The sequence below is a fragment of the Shewanella sp. Arc9-LZ genome (assembly GCF_010092445.1).
In the GTDB taxonomy this organism is placed as follows: Bacteria; Pseudomonadota; Gammaproteobacteria; order Enterobacterales; family Shewanellaceae; genus Shewanella.
In genome coordinates this window covers 2,244,077-2,263,672 of the sequence record NZ_CP048031.1, presented here as the reverse complement: position 1 = coordinate 2,263,672, position 19,596 = coordinate 2,244,077, and the positions used below count along the sequence as shown (strand labels likewise).

The 19,596-nt window shown below is 42.9% G+C and carries 16 protein-coding genes; 3 read left to right on the top strand and 13 right to left on the bottom strand.

Features of this window, described 5'->3' with window-relative positions; all coding sequences use genetic code 11:
* Positions 1 to 309: 309 nt before the first annotated feature.
* Positions 310 to 1,407 (bottom strand): outer membrane protein assembly factor BamC, encoded by a 1,098-nt coding sequence (bamC, locus tag GUY17_RS09775; RefSeq protein ID WP_101088414.1) that lies wholly within the window; start codon positions 1,405 to 1,407, stop codon positions 310 to 312.
* A gap of 4 nt (positions 1,408 to 1,411) precedes the next feature.
* Positions 1,412 to 2,296, bottom strand: a complete 885-nt coding sequence (gene dapA / locus GUY17_RS09770; protein WP_101088415.1) for a 4-hydroxy-tetrahydrodipicolinate synthase — start codon at positions 2,294 to 2,296, stop codon at positions 1,412 to 1,414.
* A gap of 284 nt (positions 2,297 to 2,580) precedes the next feature.
* Here dapA and GUY17_RS09765 point away from each other — a divergent pair, with 284 nt between their 5' ends.
* Together GUY17_RS09765 and bcp are read left to right on the top strand one after the other, a co-directional pair.
* Positions 2,581 to 3,117, top strand: a complete 537-nt coding sequence (locus GUY17_RS09765; protein WP_101088416.1) for a glycine cleavage system protein R — start codon at positions 2,581 to 2,583, stop codon at positions 3,115 to 3,117.
* A gap of 83 nt (positions 3,118 to 3,200) precedes the next feature.
* Positions 3,201 to 3,668: a thioredoxin-dependent thiol peroxidase gene (bcp, locus tag GUY17_RS09760; RefSeq protein ID WP_162023017.1), complete on the top strand. Its 468-nt coding sequence runs from the start codon at positions 3,201 to 3,203 to the stop codon at positions 3,666 to 3,668.
* Positions 3,669 to 3,809: 141 nt separating this feature from the next.
* On the opposite strand, the gene GUY17_RS09755 is transcribed toward bcp, so the two are convergent.
* The 6 genes from GUY17_RS09755 to GUY17_RS09730 all read right to left on the bottom strand — a co-directional run bounded on the left by GUY17_RS09755 (position 3,810) and on the right by GUY17_RS09730 (position 13,241).
* Entirely contained in the window at positions 3,810 to 5,969 is a 2,160-nt protein-coding gene (locus GUY17_RS09755) for a cation:proton antiporter (RefSeq protein ID WP_162023016.1), read from the bottom strand.
* A gap of 480 nt (positions 5,970 to 6,449) precedes the next feature.
* Positions 6,450 to 7,619, bottom strand: a complete 1,170-nt coding sequence (gene prpF, locus GUY17_RS09750) for a 2-methylaconitate cis-trans isomerase PrpF (RefSeq protein ID WP_162023015.1) — start codon at positions 7,617 to 7,619, stop codon at positions 6,450 to 6,452.
* A 128-nt stretch (positions 7,620 to 7,747) separates the two neighbouring features.
* Positions 7,748 to 10,339, bottom strand: a complete 2,592-nt coding sequence (gene acnD / locus GUY17_RS09745; RefSeq protein ID WP_162023014.1) for a Fe/S-dependent 2-methylisocitrate dehydratase AcnD — start codon at positions 10,337 to 10,339, stop codon at positions 7,748 to 7,750.
* Positions 10,340 to 10,426: 87 nt separating this feature from the next.
* Positions 10,427 to 11,551, bottom strand: coding sequence for a 2-methylcitrate synthase (prpC, locus tag GUY17_RS09740; RefSeq protein WP_162023013.1), 1,125 nt, complete (start codon positions 11,549 to 11,551; stop codon positions 10,427 to 10,429).
* A gap of 104 nt (positions 11,552 to 11,655) precedes the next feature.
* Positions 11,656 to 12,534, bottom strand: a complete 879-nt coding sequence (prpB, locus tag GUY17_RS09735) for a methylisocitrate lyase (protein WP_011637321.1) — start codon at positions 12,532 to 12,534, stop codon at positions 11,656 to 11,658.
* A 56-nt stretch (positions 12,535 to 12,590) separates the two neighbouring features.
* Entirely contained in the window at positions 12,591 to 13,241 is a 651-nt protein-coding gene (locus tag GUY17_RS09730; RefSeq protein ID WP_123883537.1) for a GntR family transcriptional regulator, read from the bottom strand.
* Between the two features lie 347 nt (positions 13,242 to 13,588).
* Here GUY17_RS09730 and GUY17_RS09725 point away from each other — a divergent pair, with 347 nt between their 5' ends.
* Positions 13,589 to 14,488, top strand: a complete 900-nt coding sequence (locus GUY17_RS09725) for a LysR family transcriptional regulator (protein WP_162023012.1) — start codon at positions 13,589 to 13,591, stop codon at positions 14,486 to 14,488.
* Between the two features lie 239 nt (positions 14,489 to 14,727).
* Here the strand turns inward: GUY17_RS09725 and GUY17_RS09720 are convergent, their stop codons facing one another.
* The 5 genes from GUY17_RS09720 to GUY17_RS09700 form a co-directional block, all read right to left on the bottom strand.
* Positions 14,728 to 15,291 (bottom strand): LUD domain-containing protein, encoded by a 564-nt coding sequence (locus tag GUY17_RS09720; protein ID WP_162023011.1) that lies wholly within the window; start codon positions 15,289 to 15,291, stop codon positions 14,728 to 14,730.
* A gap of 1 nt (position 15,292) precedes the next feature.
* The gene (locus tag GUY17_RS09715) at positions 15,293 to 16,681 is read right to left on the bottom strand and encodes a lactate utilization protein B (protein WP_162023010.1); all 1,389 of its coding nucleotides are present in this window, start codon (positions 16,679 to 16,681) and stop codon (positions 15,293 to 15,295) included.
* 8 nt (positions 16,682 to 16,689) lie between these two features.
* Positions 16,690 to 17,436 carry a (Fe-S)-binding protein gene (locus GUY17_RS09710; protein ID WP_101088425.1) on the bottom strand — a complete coding sequence of 249 codons (747 nt, stop codon included), beginning with the start codon at positions 17,434 to 17,436 and terminating at the stop codon, positions 16,690 to 16,692.
* A 642-nt stretch (positions 17,437 to 18,078) separates the two neighbouring features.
* Positions 18,079 to 18,897 carry a DUF3307 domain-containing protein gene (locus GUY17_RS09705; protein WP_162023009.1) on the bottom strand — a complete coding sequence of 273 codons (819 nt, stop codon included), beginning with the start codon at positions 18,895 to 18,897 and terminating at the stop codon, positions 18,079 to 18,081.
* Positions 18,890 to 19,540: a hypothetical protein gene (locus GUY17_RS09700; RefSeq protein ID WP_162023008.1), complete on the bottom strand. Its 651-nt coding sequence runs from the start codon at positions 19,538 to 19,540 to the stop codon at positions 18,890 to 18,892. Before GUY17_RS09700 ends, GUY17_RS09705 begins: the two co-directional genes overlap by 8 nt.
* Positions 19,541 to 19,596 lie beyond the last annotated feature (56 nt).

The window sequence follows — 19,596 nt, the reverse complement described above, 5'->3', positions numbered from 1 at the left end:
TGAATATTTAAACAATGAAAATCCAAACTGTTCGACACATGCTGTGACAAATCGAGTTTGGCTTCAGATTCAATCGGGGCATATGTTGCCAGGGATAACGGCTATAAATTTGTACTGCCTAATATTGTTATTGCTCAACAATAAAGCCTGTATGTTAGGGATACTACTTGAAATGGATAATTCAAACTGGGTTGATAGGTGCTGAATAGCGTCCTATTGAATCGAATAAAAATGGTAACTTACAAATGAACAAAATAAAAAGAGACGCTCGATGCGTCTCTTTCCTGCTTAATTACCAAACCATAAACCTTAACGGACTTTACGGTCTTCTTGCATTAGATCAGAGATAATTTTGTACACTTCGGTAATAGACTCATCCGATAACGGTTTGTCTTCTACATCATGCAGTAATATTTTAGTCTGATTAGCATCATCAGTTTCTTTAAGCAGTAAACGATAATTGCCTTTTTTCAATGACAATTTTTCTTCGCTCCACAAAGAGCTCCAGAAACCACCGCTTTCTTCTAAATTAATATAAAACAGGCCTTTGCTGTTATCAGTATCAACAACATCAAAACCCATTTCCGGTAATACTAGGCGTAAACGATCCCATACCGACTTATAGTTTGCTTCGGCTAACCAATAAGCAGATTCAGTAGCGTTAGTGACTAAATCAACTTTAATACCAAGGCTTTGCTCAATTCGTGCAGCACGGATAGATTGATCACGTTTAATGCTCATATAAGCAATAGCATTATTTAGCATATCAGTGGTATAACGACGTTTGTCTTCACCGCTTAATAAAATTTTCTGATCTTTATCATCGTAAAACTCTTGATGCTCAACTAAATCAATCGACACAGAACCAGAACGGCCATGTGGTTTCACATCAACTTGGTAACGATAACGCTGACGCAGTTGATAAACCTTGTCACTGCCCCACCAATTAGATTCAATGATTTCATCATTTTCAATCCAATCTGTTTCAATAAAACCAGCGCTAAGGTCTTCGCTACGAACAGCGATGTTATTTTTGCTTAGATAACCATCAATGACATCAAAAATTTCTTGTTTTAAATCAGTAGTACTTTCAATCGATTCAATCACCACACGAATACTATCACTGCTTTCTTCGATGTGTGTGCCTTCAGCCATTGGCAATACTTGCAATGGCGCACGGATATCAAGATTCTTGCCTACAAGCTGCTTGTTAACGTTATTACCAACAGCAGGTATATCATATTCTTTGCTATAAGTAGGCGTATTCAAGCCCTGTGGGATCGTCAATAATGGCGTAGTTTCAGCATTAACGAAATCATCATTACCATTGGCCTGACGGCGATCTAATGGCGTACTGCAAGCTGATACAGCTGCAACAAGGAGTAACGGAGTGACTTTCTTTAACATGAATTTATTTTACCTCAATATGAGCTTGTTTCATTGTTTCTATTAACAGACCATGAAACTGTTCAGAAAGTTCAGTTAAAGGTAAACGAATATGACCATTAGCTATCAAACCCATTCGATGAACAGCCCATTTCACTGGAATTGGGTTGGCTTCACAAAATAACGAGCGATAAATACCCGTTAATGGTTGATCGATTGATTCAGCTAATTGTGCATTTTTGGCTAATGCAGCATCACACATTGCTTTAAACGCATGTGGAACAATATTATTTGCCACTGAAATCACGCCATTACCGCCCAGCAATAAAAACTCACGTGCTGTGGCATCATCGCCGCTATAAAGTAAAAAGTCTTCACCACAAAGTTCACGTAAACGCGCAACACGGCTTAAATCACCGGTGGCTTCTTTTACACCAATAATATTACTGACACTTGATAATTCAGCCACAGTTTCTGGTTTCATATCAACAGCAGTACGGCCTGGTACATTATAAAGAATTTGAGGAATATCAGTACTTGCAGCAACCGCCGTATAATGGGCAATTAATCCCTTAGGCGACGGTTTATTGTAATAAGGAGTCACGCCAAGCATGGCAACAACACCCGATTTTTGCATTGATTTGGTTAACTCAATCGCTTCTGCAGTGGCATTGGCGCCATTACCACCAATCACAGGAATACGACCTGATGCAAACTTAACAGTTTGGCTAACAACAGCCGCATGCTCTGTCATAGGCAGAGTTGCAGACTCGCCTGTAGTACCGACCGCGACAATGGCATCAGTACCTTGTTCAATATGGAACTCAACAAGTCTTTCAAGACTTGCATAATCTACTGTGCCATCACTATTCATTGGTGTGATTAAGGCTACGATGCTTCCGTTTATCATCTATCTTCCCCACGGTTTCAGGATTCGCTATGTTACTGATGCCAACCACTAATGACAAGCTCTACGGTAACCATAATCTGAAATAAGTCATTTATGCTATTTAATGCAGCGTAACCTAGCATCTTTGAAGCCATAGCGCTAAAAAATAATCACATTTATGTGAGTGATATAGGTTACTATATTGAGGTGTTTTAGTGAAAAATGATAGCATTAGCACCCGCACCAAAACTGACATGCTTCGGCATAAGTTTTCGCTCTAAGATATCAAAAAGTGAGGAAAATCCATGACCAATTATCTGGTCGTTACGGCAATGGGCGCAGACCGCCCAGGATTAGTGAGTCGTTTAGCGCGTTTAGCAAGTGATTGTGATTGCGATATAGTCGACAGTCGTATGGCATTATTTGGTAATGAATTTACCCTAATTATGATGATATCTGGCTCCTGGTCAGCTATAACAAAAATTGAAAGCTTATTGCCTGTGCTGAGTGTAGAACTTGAACTCATGACGGTCATGAAGCGAACGTCCAAACATACCCCAAAAAACTTTGTGTCTCGTATTGAAGTGATATTCAATGGTGAAGACCAACGCGGAACTATGAAGAGCATTACCCAGTTTTTGGCCGAAAGAGGCCTCGACTTAGCAGCTGTGCGCTCCCATGCGGATGACAATGATAGTCTTAAAACTCAGTCTATTTTATTAGCAATCAATATCCCTGATAAAATCAACCTATTGAAGCTTGAACAAGGTATTCATGAACTGGCCGAGTCTATGTCTCTAGAGTGCAGCATCAAGCGCATGCAGGGTATTGCCGCGCCATAACTACTCAGTTCACCTCTCGTTGATGTGAACCTTGTACGTGCTGATAACGTAATATTTGCATCTTATCTGATAAAGGATCAATCATGAACACATTAAACGTTGGTGATACTGCACCAAATTTTACTCTGCAAAATCAAGCAGGCGAAGCGGTATCACTGCAAGACACCTTGTCTAAAGGTCCTGTGCTAGTGTATTTCTACCCTAAAGCATCAACTCCTGGTTGCACAGTGCAAGCACAAGGCCTGCGCGATATCAAAACACAACTTGATGGTTTGAAGGTGACAGTATTCGGCATTAGCCCAGATCCTGTGGCTAAACTGGCCAAATTTGCCGACAAACAACAACTCAACTTCACGTTACTCAGTGATGAAGACCATGCGGTTGCTGATGGTTTTGGCGTATGGGGAGAGAAAAAATTTATGGGTAAAATTTACGATGGCATTCATCGCTTAAGTTTTATCGTCGGTACTGATGGCAAAATCAGCCATGTGTTGAATAAATTCAAAACTAAAGATCACCATGAAGTGGTTCTGGCCACGTTAGCTGAATAATTTACTAGAGGTTTCTTCCTCAGATAAGTTTTACGCTTCATGAAGTAATAAAAAAGGGCTTAGCAATAAATTGCTAAGCCCTTTTTAGTGACTGCTATTTCAAATATCGACACCAAACCGTTAACGCCTTAGCGCTAACATTTACACCGTTTTAGCATCGCTCGATTGCTGTGGCTTTTCTTCGTCGGTTGCAGTCTCTGCATCACTCGGCTCGGTTGCAGCGCTTGCAGCTTGTTTAGCCTTATCTTGTGCGGCTAACTCTTTGGCTAGAATAGCTGTTTCTTGCTTCACTAATGCAGCCTCTTCATCAGCTAATAAGCGGGCTTTTTCTTGTTGTTCAAATAGCGCTAGCTCTTCTTCTTTACGGCGTGCTTTTTCAATAGTGCGTTGCTCGGCTTCTTGTGCTTCGCGAACAGCTCTTGCTTCAGCGGCCACTTTTGCTTCTGCTTCGGCGGCTATTTTAGCTTGGCGGTCGGCTTCGTCATCTAATGCTCGCTGAATAACAGCTTGGTCTTGCGCTTCTTGTGGCAATAAGCTTATTAACTCTATACCCACTGGTAACACTATCGTTTCAACACCAGATATGACTTTAACCTTGCCTTCTTTAGTTAAATAAACCAATGGCATAGCTGTATCACCATAACGCTTTTTGAAATGGTCATAGGTAAAGTTTTCAGTAATATTGGTAATTTTTAATACCGCGCCTTTAGCCATTAAACTGGCAATTTTGGCGTAAGATATATTCTCACCAAATAAACATAAGCGCTTGAGATAAGATTCAGACAACTGATGACGAGCACTGGCGCTGTCAGCGTTGTTTAAACCATAGACTTTTTCGGTGCCCATTAAATCTTGAAAGTGAAACGTCACCAACGGATTTAATTGACGGTATGGTGACATCACAAGCACTCGACCAATACCACTTAAGTCCATGAAATTAGATGCATGCTCTGACGCTGGGTTACCAAAATACACCGGAATATTGTCCATGCGCGCTTGGCGAATGCTATCCCAGTTGTTATCCGCAAGAATCACTTTAATATTTTTCGAAATTAAAATAGAAGCTAATTCACGCGAGAATTTAGACGCGCCAAAGATTAACACTCCTTGATTAGAACCCTCTTTCACACCTAAAAACTTAGCCCAACGACCGGCAGTTAAGCTTTGAATCACCACGGTACCAATAATAATTAAGAATACTAACGGTACAATTGAACTGGCACCTTCTAAGCCAACTGTTTCAAGTTTTATGGCAAATAATGATGAAATAGCTGCTGCAACTATACCGCGAGGCGCAACCCAACTTAAAAACCACTTATCTTTAGACGACAAATTAGTGCCTAAGCCTGAAATCCAAATACTGAGTGGACGAGCAATAAACATCGCTACTAAAAGCACCCCGACACCACCAAGTCCTAGATCAAGCATGGCGCCAGAATCCAGACGTGCCGCCAACAAAATAAACAACGCAGAAATCAGTAGTACAGTTAGGGTTTCTTTAAATTCTAAAATGTCAGCAATATCAACGCCGCGCATGTTTGCTAACCAAATACCCATTACCGTTACCGTTAACAGGCCAGACTCCTCTTGTAAAATGTTCGAACCAACAAAAATACCCAGCATAATGGTTAATACTGCGGTGTTACGTAAGTAATGCGGGAACAAGTTTTTACGGATAGCTAAACCCGTTAAGTAACCGCCTGCTGCACCTAAGCCAAAACCAAGCACTAAGGTTAAGCCTAATGCAGTCAATACGTGTGTGGTTGGGTCGGCTGTAACGGCGATATATTCAAATACCAATACAGCAAGTAACGCACCGATAGGATCAATAACGATGCCTTCCCAACGTAATATACTGGCTAAATTTGATTTAGGTTGCACCGTGCGCAACATAGGCACAATAACGGTTGGACCTGTCACCACCACTAATGCGCCAAATAGCATGGCAATTGCCCAGTCAAAGCCAAGCAAATAATGCGCCGCAGGTGCAATGCAAGCCCAGGTAATAAATGCGCCGATGGTGACAAGGTGGGTCACCATTCGTCCATGTTCTTTAATTTCTTTAAAGTTAAGTGTCAGCGCACCTTCAAACAGGATGACCGCAACACCTAACGAAATAATAGGAAACAATAAATCACCAAAGATTTCATCTGGGTCTAATATTCCTAATCCTGGCCCTAACAGTAAACCACATAATAAAAGTGGTAAAATTGCTGGCAGACGTAACTTCCAACCAACCCATTGACACAAAAGCGATAACACACCGATTAATGCCAGCATGCCTGTAATGTGTTCAACCATAATTGTTTCCTTTTGTATTGCTATCATTGCCAATGACTAACTTAAAATAAGCAATGCGACTCACGTTAATATCGTGCTCTAAATGCATTCAACTCGACTGTTTTATAACAACTTAATCAGCCAAATCATCAATTGATGATTAATCTATTGTGATTAATCAATCTTCTATTAATCGATAAAACCTACTGATATTTCCTTTTATTACATCATAATTACATGATGCTTATATGTCTGAACCCGTAAAAAGCAGCTGACAAAATTCAGCATATAACATACTAATTTAACAATAGGATCAAGACTTTTTTTGACCAATATCACATTTTATATCTTTTGGATATTTTTAGGATAAACATCTGATTTACATAAGCAAAAGGCAATATAAGTTTAAACGCTAATCAATTGTTTTTTATCTATTAATCCCGTAAAAACAAAAACCTCAGCAAAAGCTGAGGTTTTATTTGTAACATATACATAACGTGATTATTGTGGAATGCTCACCTTGCCTTCCATTAATACTCGCGCACTTCGGCTCATAATAGCCTTTTTAACTTGCCATTGACCTTGCACTAACACCGCTTGAGCACCCACGCGTAGCGTGCCAGATGGATGACCAAAACGAACCGCACTCAGCTCACCACCGCCAGCAGCCAAATTAACTAATGTGCCAGGAATCGCCGCGGCAGTGCCAATGGCCACTGCTGCTGTGCCCATCATCGCATGATGCAGTTTACCCATAGAAAGGGCCCGCACGACCAGATCGATATCGTCAGTATTAACCGCTTTGCCACTGGATGAAATATAACCCGCAGCAGGCGCAACAAAAGCCACTTTAGGGGTATGTTGACGAGCAGCCGCTTCATCAATATGGTTGATTAAGCCCATTTTTACCGCACCATAAGCCCGAATAGTTTCAAACATGGCTAAGGCTTTATCGTCATTATTAATGTCATCTTGCAACTCAGTACCTTGATACTGAATATCGGCTGCATTAATAAAAATGGTTGGAATGCCCGCATTAATCATGGTGGCGTTAAAGGTCCCGACGCCTGGTACGTCAAGTGCATCGACCACGTTACCTGTAGGAAACATAGCGCCGTCACCGTCGGCAGGATCTAAAAACTCCACTTGCACTTCAGCTGCGGGAAACGTCACACCATCAAGTTCAAAATCACCGGTTTCTTGTACTTCACCGTTGGTAATAGGGACATGAGCAATAATGGTTTTATGAATATTGGCTTGCCAAATACGCACAATTGCGGTGCCATTTTCAGGCACTCGGCTTGGATCGATTAAACCATGACTAATGGCAAATGAACCGACCGCCGCGGTTAAATTACCGCAGTTTCCGCTCCAATCAACAAACGGCTTATCAATCGATACTTGACCAAATAAATAATCAACATCGTGATCAACTTGAGTACTTTTGGATAAGATAACCGTTTTACTGGTACTTGAAGTGGCTCCGCCCATACCATCGGTGTGTTTACCGTAAGGATCGGGACTGCCAATAACCCGCAATAATATTGCATCACGAGCTGCACCAGCCACTTGAGCGGCTGCAGGCAAGTCAGTCAGGCTGAAAAACACCCCTTTACTGGTGCCGCCGCGCATATAAGTCGCTGGAATTTTCATTTGTGGTAAATGAGCCATCACATATTCCTAAAATAACAAAAGACCAAAGCGGCAGCCCATCAATAAGCTTATAAACTGCCGATTGAGTAAGGCACTAACACTAGGTTATTGCCAAACCAACACTCACTTATTACCCCGAATTATGGTTAATTAGTTTCGTTGGCTAAAAAGTCCTGAGCAAAACGTTGTAATACACCGCCCGCTTCATAAATTGACAACTCTTCGCCAGTGTCTACACGACACTTAACCGGAATGGTCACTTGCTCACCATTTTTACGAGTCATGATCACATTTAACATTGCGCCCGGATTACGATCACCTACAACATCATAGGTTTCCGTGCCATCGATATGATAAGTATGTCGATTATGGCCTGCAGTGAACTCTAGCGGTAGCACACCCATACCGACTAAGTTAGTACGGTGAATACGCTCAAAGCCTTCAGCAACAATCACTTCAACCCCAGCAAGACGCACGCCTTTTGCCGCCCAGTCACGTGACGAACCTTGACCGTAATCTGCACCAGCAATAATAATCAGTGGTTGCTTACGTTCCATATAGGTTTCAATCGCTTCCCACATGCGAGTAACTTGGCCTTCAGGCTCTAAGCGCGCCAATGATCCTTGCTTAACCTTGCCGTTTTCCTGCACCATTTCGTTAAACAGTTTAGGGTTAGCAAAGGTGGCACGCTGCGCAGTTAAGTGATCGCCACGATGAGTGGCATAAGAGTTAAAATCAGCTTCTGGCAAGCCCATCTTATCTAGGTATGCCCCTGCCGCACTGTCGAGCATAATCGCATTTGACGGCGATAAATGATCGGTAGTGATATTGTCACCGAGTACGGCTAATGGACGCATACCTTTCATGGTGCGCTCACTCGCCAAAGCTCCGTCCCAATAAGGTGGTCGGCGAATATAAGTACTTTGTGGACGCCAATCATATTGCGGATTTACGTGGCTACCATACTCGACTTTAATGTCGAACATTGGCTCATAGACTTTACGGAATTGCTCAGGCTTAACACTTGCTTTAACAACTGCATCGATTTCTTCATCGGTTGGCCAAATATCTTTTAACGTGACAGCTTGACCTTGGTTATCGATACCTAAGATATCTTTTTCAATATCAAAACGAATCGTACCGGCAATGGCATAAGCAATGACCAAGGGTGGTGATGCTAAAAAGGCTTGTTTAGCATAAGGATGAATACGGCCATCAAAGTTACGATTGCCCGACAACACTGCAGTAGCGTATAAGTCGCGATCAATCACTTCTTGTTGAATAACCGGATCAAGCGCGCCGCTCATGCCGTTACACGTCGTACAGGCAAAACCGACAATACCAAAACCTAAGTTTTCAAGCTCAGGCAATAAACCTGCTTCTTCTAAATACAATTGCACCGCTTTAGAACCAGGCGCAAGCGATGATTTCACCCAAGGTTTACGTAATAAACCACGAGCATTAGCATTGCGAGCCAATAGACCTGCGGCAATCATATTGCGTGGGTTACTGGTGTTAGTACAACTGGTAATAGCGGCAATAATCACTGCACCATCGGGCATTTTACCGGGTTCGTTTTCAACCACACCACTAATGCCACGCGCCGCTAATTCAGATGTCGGCACGCGACTGTGTGGATTAGACGGGCCTGCAATGTTACGACCAACAGATGACAAGTCAAAGTGCAATACTCGCTCATACACAGCATTAGTTAAGGTATCAGCCCATAAACCCGCTTGTTTGGCATAGGTTTCAACCAGTTTAACTTGTGCATCTTCACGACCGGTTAACGTTAGATAATCGATAGTTTGTTTATCGATATAAAACATCGCCGCGGTGGCGCCGTATTCAGGCGTCATGTTAGTAATAGTGGCGCGATCGCCAAGAGTTAAATGGGTGGTCCCTTCGCCATAAAACTCAAGATACGATGACACCACTTTTTGCGCTCGCAAGTATTCAGTTAACGCCAGAACAATATCGGTAGCAGTAATGCCAGGTTGTGGCTTACCCGTTACTTCAACACCAACAATTTCCGGTAAACGCATGTATGAGGCACGGCCGAGCATGACGCTTTCGGCTTCTAAACCGCCCACACCAATGGCTATAACGCCTAACGCATCAACATGAGGTGTATGACTGTCGGTGCCCACTAAGGTGTCAGGAAACGCCACACCATTTTGAGCATGCACCACTGGCGACATACGCTCTAAGTTAATTTGATGCATGATGCCGTTACCCGGTTGGATAACATCAACGTTTTTAAATGCCGTTTTGGTCCAATTGATGAAATGGAAACGGTCTTCATTACGGCGGTCTTCAATGGCGCGGTTTTTCTCAAACGCGTCTTTTTCAAAACCAGCATGCTCTACAGCCAGCGAGTGATCGACAATCAATTGAGTCGGTACTACTGGGTTCACTTTTGAGGGGTCACCGCCTTTTTCAGCAATCGCATCACGCAGACCCGCTAAGTCGACTAATGCGGTTTGGCCTAAAATATCATGACAAACCACACGGGCTGGATACCACGGAAAATCAAGGTCATTTTTACGTTCAATCAGCTGCTTTAACGAATCAGTAAGCATGTCAGGTGAGCAGCGACGGACTAAGTTCTCGGCAAACACACGAGAACAATAAGGTAGTTTGGCGTAGGCTCCAGCTTCAATCGCATCTACAGCCTCTTGGGTGTCAAAATAATCTAATTGGGTGCCAGGTAAGGCTTTACGGTATTGAGTATTCATAACTTCATCCACAATAAATATGAAAGGAATAAGCGCTAATCTATATCGAAAAAAGCCGAGTCATCATAACGAGACTCGGCATGCTGATTAACGTTGGCTAATAGGCGCCACTTTACGAGGCTCACTGCCTACATAATCTGCACTTGGACGAATAATGCGGTTGTTCGATCGCTGCTCCATTACATGTGCAGCCCAACCGGTTAAACGTGAACAAACGAAGATTGGCGTAAATAACTTAGTTGGAATGCCCATAAAATGATAAGCAGAGGCATGGAAGAAGTCAGCGTTACAGAATAACTTTTTGGTGTCCCACATAAACTCTTCACACGCGACAGAAATGTCATATAAAGAGGTGTCACCGTTTTCATGGGCCAGCTTTTCAGACCACTTTTTGATAATCACATTACGTGGATCAGACACGCTATAGATAGCATGACCAAAGCCCATGATTTTTTCTTTACGTTCTAACATCAATGCCATTTGTACTTTAGCATCGGCTGGCGAGCTGAACTTTTGGATCATGTCCATCGCCGCTTCATTAGCACCACCGTGCAGTGGACCACGTAATGAACCAATCGCACCAGTAACACAAGAATACATATCCGATAAAGTTGAGGCACATACACGCGCGGTAAAGGTTGATGCGTTGAACTCATGCTCTGCATACAAAATCAACGACACATCCATTACACGGCGATGTTGCGCTGACGGCGTTTCACCGCGAAGCAGTTTAAGAAAATGTCCACCCAGAGAATCTTCATCTGTGGTGCAATCAATCTCAACACCGTCATGAGTGTAACGGTACCAATAACACATGATGGCCGGAAATGCGGCTAATAAGCGGTTCGACGCTTTGTGTTGCTGAGTGAAATCGACTTCTGGCTCAAGGTTACCTAAAAACGAGCAACCAGTTCGCATCACATCCATTGGATGAGCATCAGCAGGAATTAATTTTAATACCGCTTTTAGTGCATCGGGTAAATCACGCTGCGCTTTTAATTCTGCTTTATATGCAGTTAGCTGAGCCTGGTTTGGTAACTCGCCGTTAAATAATAAATAAGCGACTTCTTCAAAGGTAGCGTTATCAGCTAAATCAGATACATCGTAACCGCAGTACGTTAGGCCTGAACCTGATTTACCGACAGTACATAATTTTGTTTCGCCAGCACTCTGACCGCGTAATCCTGCGCCTGATAATTTCTTGTCTACCATGATATCTTCCTTCTTATGCTTTTCGCGATTTAACCATGCTAAATCGCGATTGTAGGGTATTGTTATTTTAGTTGTAATCGAGTCTTGCTGTCGTACTGAGGCCGTTATTTATTTTTGCCTTCGGCAAACAAACTGTCTAATTTTTGTTCATAATCGTGATAACCCAAATAGTCGTATAAATCCATACGAGTTTGCATGGTATCTACCACTGCTTTTTGGTCGCCATCGGTTAAAATAGCACTGTAAACATTTTCAGCTGCTTTGTTCATCGCACGGAATGCACTCAATGGGTATAACACCATTGCTGCGCCCCACTCGCCTAATTGTTGCTTATTCCATAATTCAGTTTGGCCAAACTCAGTAATGTTAGCCAAAATAGGCACATCTAATGCTTCAGCAAAGGCGCGGTAATGCTCTTCAGTTTTAATTGCTTCAGCAAAAATACCGTCAGCACCCGCTGCCACGTACGCTTTAGCACGCTCGATAGCGGCTTCTAACCCTTCTTGAGCAAACGAGTCAGTACGCGCCATAATGAAAAAATCTGGGTCGGTACGGGCATCAACCGCCGCTTTAATGCGGTCGACCATTTCTTCTACTGGAACTATTTCTTTATTTGGACGATGACCACAACGCTTTTGCGCCACTTGGTCTTCCATGTGTACCGCTGCAGCGCCGGCCTTTTCCATATCACGAATGGTCTTGGCAATATTAAATGCCCCGCCCCAACCCGTATCAATGTCCACCAGCAAAGGTAAGTCACAGGCTGAAGTAATTCGCTGCACATCAACCAGTACATCATTGAGTGATGTCATGCCTAAGTCGGGTAAACCATAAGAGGCGTTAGCCACACCGCCACCAGACAAGTAAATGGCCTGATGACCAATTTGCTTTGCCATCATGGCGGCATAAGCATTAATGGTACCGACAATTTGCAGTGGTTTGTTGTTAGCTAATGCTTGACGAAATTTTTTACCTGCGCTCATGATATTTTCCTTATATGCAATTATGACCGTGGGCGTAACACGCCACACGCAAGACATTACGATAATTTGTGTTCGATATTATTTTTAGAATACATAATATGGCGACGCATCAGCATTTCAGCCAATTCTGCATCACGATTTAAAATGGCCTGAACAATGTGTTTGTGTTCATCATAAGCGGTGGTCACACGCGGACCCGCCATGCCAAGTTGTACGCGATACATGCGCACTAAATGATAAATGCCATCAAACAGCATTGAAATTAGGTGTTTGTTTTTACTGCCTAAAATAATCCGATAATGAAAATCGACATCACCGGCTTCTTGATAATAAGACTCGCCCCCTTTGACCTCGTCAAAGTGAGATTGTAATAAACGGTTTAAATCGGCAATTTCGTCATCGGTCATGTTCTTTGCCGCTAAACGTGCCGCCATGCCTTCGAGTGATTCACGCACTTGATACAGTTCTATCAACCCTTGTGGAGATAACGCCACCACACGAGCGCCTACGTTGGCTTTACGCTCAACAATATGACACGACTCTAAGCGGTTAATGGCTTCACGGATCACGGCTCTACTCACTGCATACTTTGTCGACAATTCAGTTTCGCTCAATTTAGAGCCGGCCTGAATACGACCTTCGACTATATCGTCTCTAAGGGCTACAAAGGTCTTATCTGCAGAAGTAATCGGCTGGATCATATTCATACCTTGGATAATAAAAACTGACATTAAAAAACAGCTACACAAAACAAGTTGTCGACAATATAGCACCTTTAAATCGTATAACAACCCCAAAAGGCACTTTTTGTCGACAATTAATCCAATTCATCATAAAGCGTTAGCGATTACCAATTTATGACACCACTCAATAAACCTTAAGTCAGCCCATGCTAATATTAGCCACCACGGTATAACTCATCACGCCTTTGTGGTTCGATGATTACTCTGCTATCTGTACACACTATGTTGGGTTACACTCCTCTTTATAAAGTGATTGAGACATCGATTAATCCAACAATAAATAGAGCAATAAATACAATAAGGGTCTCTTGATGAGCCAACATTTAGCCTGCCAACTTGAATTGATCCATTTGTTTGTCCATGTCGTTAATGCCGGTGGTTTTTCATCTGCAGCACAAGAGTTAAAGTTGCCCATTGCCACGGTTAGCCGCAAAATTAGCAAATTAGAACAAAGCCTCAATACTCAGTTGATAATGCGCAGCACCCGTAAACTTCGATTAACTGAAGAAGGTGGGGCATTATTTGACCGTTACTATAATGTGGTGGCGCAATTTGATCGTATTTGTGGTCAAACTATTAATGAGCCGCAAAGTACCTTACGGATATCGACACCCGTTTCGATAACCTCGATGATATTAATTGAGGCCATCAATGACTTTTCCAAACAACATCCGCACATTCAACTGCACATCACCCAAAATAACAGCACCATTGATTTGATAGATGAAGGAGTCGACGTTGCTATTGTCGGTGGCGCACAACCAGACTCATCTTGGGTATCAACATCGTTGGGAGTATTAAATTACGGCCTGTATGCATCACCTGAGTATGCCAAGCAACTCATTGAGCTTCGCCACCCGCAGCAGCTAGTTGATTATCAGTTAATTAAAGTGTGGCCGCTGTTTAACTGGACCTTAAAACATCACAGTGGTGAACAATATTATTACGATGGACCCGCTAAATTAACCCTAGGGGATTTACACGGCGCAATACGCGCCGCTGTCGGTGATGGCGGGATTTTATATGGACCAGAATTATTTGTTAAACCACAACTATTGAATCAAGAGCTAGTACCTGTGTTACCTGATTGGGCTGGTGAGCATCGGCGGATCAGTATTTTGTATCATCAACGTCGTCAACAACCCTTAAAAGTGAAATTGTTTATTGAGTTTATTCAGCAACGTGCTGCCACTATCTTCGACTTGTTCTAACTCGATTCGATTTTCGATGCTTAGATGCTTAGATGCTTAGATGCTTAGAGTTTGAAGTGAAAGTTAAATCTACATTCGAATCTACATTCGAAGTTGAATTTGAAACTGAACGTTCTGATTAATAGCAGATTACTCTAACCTAAGTGGTGCGATTAATATTGCTATAGTTTAGCGTGATGCCATCGACTGACACACTCAATCAATGACAACACAAGCAACTAACCGCTAGTCACTAACCATTAGTATAAGTACACATTTAAACTACAGGCACCATGAGCCCCCACCACTAATGCTTGCTCAATATCAGCGGTTTTAGACGGACCCGCAATAAATAATCCTAATTCGCCTGGTTGTAGTGCCACCTGTTTAACCGCTTGGTGCATGTTGGCGACAATATTGTCTTTAGCCAACGCCAATATTAGATTTTCACAAATAAAAGGCGTTACTCGATGACTGGGTTGATTAACCCAAATAGCGCCGTTTTCGGCTACACCAAGCTCGCCAGGGATCACGGCATAATCAATATCAGCCAGATCGTGAGCGGTCTCAGGCACTTGGCGATTACCTTTAATATCGTCCAATAACGAGATCACCTGCATATTTTGTTGGATCAATTCATCTACCGCTTGTTGTAACGCAGCTAAACCGCCTTCATGGTGCAGCGTGCCCGCTACTGTGTTTAAACTTGTATTAAATTGGCCAACAAGATCATCATTGTTAGCAACAACATCCATGGCAGGCATAGCATGTTGATCCAAAGCCGATTGCTTTAGTGCAGATAAAATAGTGTGTTTATTCGACATATTAACGGCTCCGATTCTTGTTATACCAGCTGGCAAAGCTAGACTCTGGTGCGACAGGCAACTCACGGTATTTACCCCATGCACCACTAAATGGCTTGAGTAAACTCCCCGGTAATACCCGCAGTGCTAATCTTGCTGCGGACATAGAGGTATTCATTAAGGTTTCATTAGCCATAAAACGGCCCACTAACGGCATATAGCCACCTTTGCCATACGGCAACCTCTTAGCTTCTGCTTTCAACCGACGATGATGGGCAATAATTTTATCTAATGGCACCATCGTTGGGCACACATAAGTACAACTGCCACATAACGTACAGGCCCAAGGAATAGAGTTGGTATCGTCATACTTAGCACCTACCGCAATACCAATAGGACCAGGAATAGTATAGTTGTAGCTATAACCGCCTGAACGGCGATACACAGGACAGGTATTTAAACAGCCGCCGCAACGAATACACTTTAACGATTCAGCTAAAATTTTGTCTTTCATCATCTCAGTGCGACCATTATCAACAATGATCACATGCATCTCGCCGCCCTCTTGTGGGCCACGGTAAAACGATGAATAAGTGGTAATGGGTTGCCCTGTGGCATTACGGGCTAATGTACGCAACAACACCCCAACAGAATCCATATCAGGAACCACTTTATCGATACCCATTGAGTGCAATTGCAACTTTGGCAAGTTAGCGCCCATGTCTGCATTGCCTTCGTTGGTACACACAACAATCGCACCTTGGTCGGCTATCGCCATATTGACACCGGTCATGGCAGCATCTGCAGTAAGGAATTTCTCTCTTAAATGCGCGCGAGCAGCACGGGTTAAATACAGCGGATCAGACTCACCCGCTTTAGTGCCTAACTGTTGATGAAATAACTCGCCTACTTCCTCTTTTTTCATGTGTATAGCTGGGACCACAATATGCGATGGTGGCATATTGGCGAGCTGAATAATTCGTTCACCTAAATCGGTATCAACCACTTCAATGCCGTGGCGTTCTAAATACGGATTCATGTGGCATTCTTCGGTTAACATCGATTTTGATTTAACCAGTTTTTTAACCTTATGTTTCGCTAAAATCCCATGAACAATTTCATTGTGTTGCTGGGCATCGCTAGCCCAATGCACCTTAATGCCATTACTCAAGCATTGTTGTTCAAATTGCTCAAGGTACTGGGCTAAATGGCTCAAAGTATGCAGTTTGAGTTGCGAGCCAAGCAGCCTTAGTTGTTCCCATTCAGGCAAACTGCCTGCAGCGCGATCACGTTTTTCACGTAATGCCCACAGGGCTTTAGAATGCCAATCAACTCGGGTTTCATCGCGACAAAAAATATCAGCTTTATGGGCATGCACCTTAGAACCCGATGCGGTATATAGTTCGGTCATAGTGGCTCCTATAAAGCATCATTAATGATTTGGGCAATGTGACGGGTTTCAATCGGTAATTTTTGACGACGGATCATGCCATCTAAATGCAGCAAGCATGAAGGGTCAAACCCCACGACATACTTAGCACCCGTTGCCGCATGAGCTTGGGCTTTATCTTTACCCATTTTGGCCGACACCGCGCCTTCATCAACCGCAAACGTGCCGCCAAAACCACAACATTCATCAATACGAGCAGGATAGACAATCTCGAGCCCGGCAATGTGACCCAATACCGCTTCCACTTTATTAAAGCGTTGTTTACCCATTTGCTCTGTCGGCGTCGCTAAATTAAGCATACGAATACCATGACAGCTCATTTGCATGCTTATTTTGGCCGCTACAGGGCGGGCAAAAGCTTTAATCGGGGCAATATCGTGCAAAAACTCCGTTAACTCATAAAGCTTACCGATGACCTCTTGGGCTTCTTGGCTGCCATCAAACTCATGGAAGTTTTCTTTAGCCGCCACCAGACAACTGGCAGCAGGACACACAATGGCATCACAATCGACACCTTTAAAAGCGTTGAGTAATTTAAGGGTGGTGTTTTTTGCTTCATCAAAGCAACCCGAGTTTGTCATCGGCTGACCACAACAGGTTTGCCCAGCAGGAAATATGACTTCATGGCCTAACTTTTCTAATAATGTCAGTGTTGCAATGGCCACATCTGGCATCATTTGATTCACTAGACACGGTATAAATAGTGCTATTTTCATAAGTTGGTATTATCCCCAGGCGCGTTATTACACATCGTCTGAGTGAGTTTAAAATCAACTCAGCAATGGCTAACGACTCATTATCGAGCCATCAATGTATGCTTATACCCTTATAAAATGTAGTGCTAATTAAGCAAATATCGCGGCAGACTTTTTCACTTTTGATCTGAATACGCTTTCATCAGCACCAAAAACTCACATCAATAACAACAAAAGCCGCTGCCCACAGATGAATCAGCAATGAATAAGTGCAACACCATGGTATACATCGATGAATGGCAACCATTAGTTAACATTGTTCATTAATTCAAGTCAGTAGCCTGCGACATTGTGTCGCAGTTTGGTGTTTTTATATTGTCAGAATGGTTGAGGTTAAGCACAATCATGTGATAGGTAACGTCGGAAACATCCCCCGTTTTAATAACTTATATCTAACTGACGTTATCGATTTTTGGTACACACTTTGGCGTTGTTTGGTTGATGGCTTTGAGTCGCAATCAAATGTCTACTCAATGCTTGGTGACTTTACTCAGCCTCTATCTGCTATGGGAATGGGGATAAAGGCTGATTAAAGGTATCAGTTTAAATCTGAATAAGATTATTGGGCCTCTATTGATATAGAGGCCTTTTTTTATGGTTTTTTCACTTAAATTTTATACCTACACCCAATGAGACTAGCGCCCCAATTAAGGTTGTGATGACCACAGAGATCAGTGAGCCAATCAGTACATACTCCGTCATGCTTCGGTTGGCTGATTGATTTAACTCACCAAATCTGAATATCGACTTAGCGGCTAATACAAAACCCACTGCGGCATAGCTGCCCACCAACATAAACGTCAGTATTAATAATCGCTCTAGGTAACCAATCAACTCGCCACCCGCAACAAGGCCGCTCACATTTGCTGTCTTATCACTAACAAGTTCTGCAACACCATCGGTGTCGGTAACGGCGTCTGTGTCAGTGTCCATTGCTGAGTTAACGATGGGATACTTATTCAACACAGCGCCAATCACAATTGAAGTTGGCTTTAGAATGAGTACATAAGCAAACACCACCAACACGCCATCAGAGAAACGTTCATGCTGTAACACTGCCTCAATCGATGCGCCATCTGCAACATGAAAAGCAATCGCAGCCAGTACTGAAACATGCAAAGCCTGATCAATAACAAAGTAGGCTAACTTATCTCCCTTTGGTGTAGTGACCTTCCATAAATCGATAATAAAATGACTTACCGCGACAATAACGATTAAGCAAACCGTTGAACGCCAATCAATCCCGAGTGCCATTGCAGGCAGTAATAATGCAACACCCTGTAAAGTCGCGTGAAGGTACAACTCAGGTGAACGGTAAGTGCGAGCTTTTTTAGCTTCTACCCACCGATCGGTCTGAAGATAAAAGTCACAGATGGTGTGAATTAGTAAAAATGGAATGAGCACGCTGAAAAAATCAAACATACTTGAGCCCCGCGACTTTCTTTATAAACCGACAATTTAACTCATGGATCAACGGCCAACCAGACGCTTTAAGTGACTTGCTGACAGTGGCTGTAGCCACATCGAGCATGTTAGCTAACTCACTAATCGACAAATCCTCATTGGTTCGAAGCATTGGCAACATCACTTCACATTGGCGCGCAGTTAAGTCGTTAAGTTGCTTATCAAGATACTTAAACAGTAAGTCAAAATACTCAGTGAGAGCGATGCTATCGGAGCTAAACAATAATCGGTCATTCTTAAGGCCACTGAGTCCGCGGCCAGACAGCACAAATGCTTGCCCCATCGACTCCGACACCGACTCACGTAAATCAGCATTTGCCGCAATTGCAAAACTAATCCGGCTATCAAATGCTTTACCAAGCGCCTTAATACCAATCCGGTATATAACGGTGTATCTCAACGCATTTTTAATATCATGCACGACAGACTGAAACTCATCACCGCGCTCAATACTGTGCGCATTTTCGCTATGCCCCTCGCTAATCCATGTCTGGATAGATTTGATCTGTTTAAGTAGTAGCTCAAACTGCGCAGAGGTTAGCTTTGTTGAGTCAACAACATCGCCAACAATCACGGCTATAGGTTTATTGGTAGGCTCCACATAACGCTCCTTTGTTTGCAGATTTAGACCAATTTAGCCAATAATGGCTAATAATG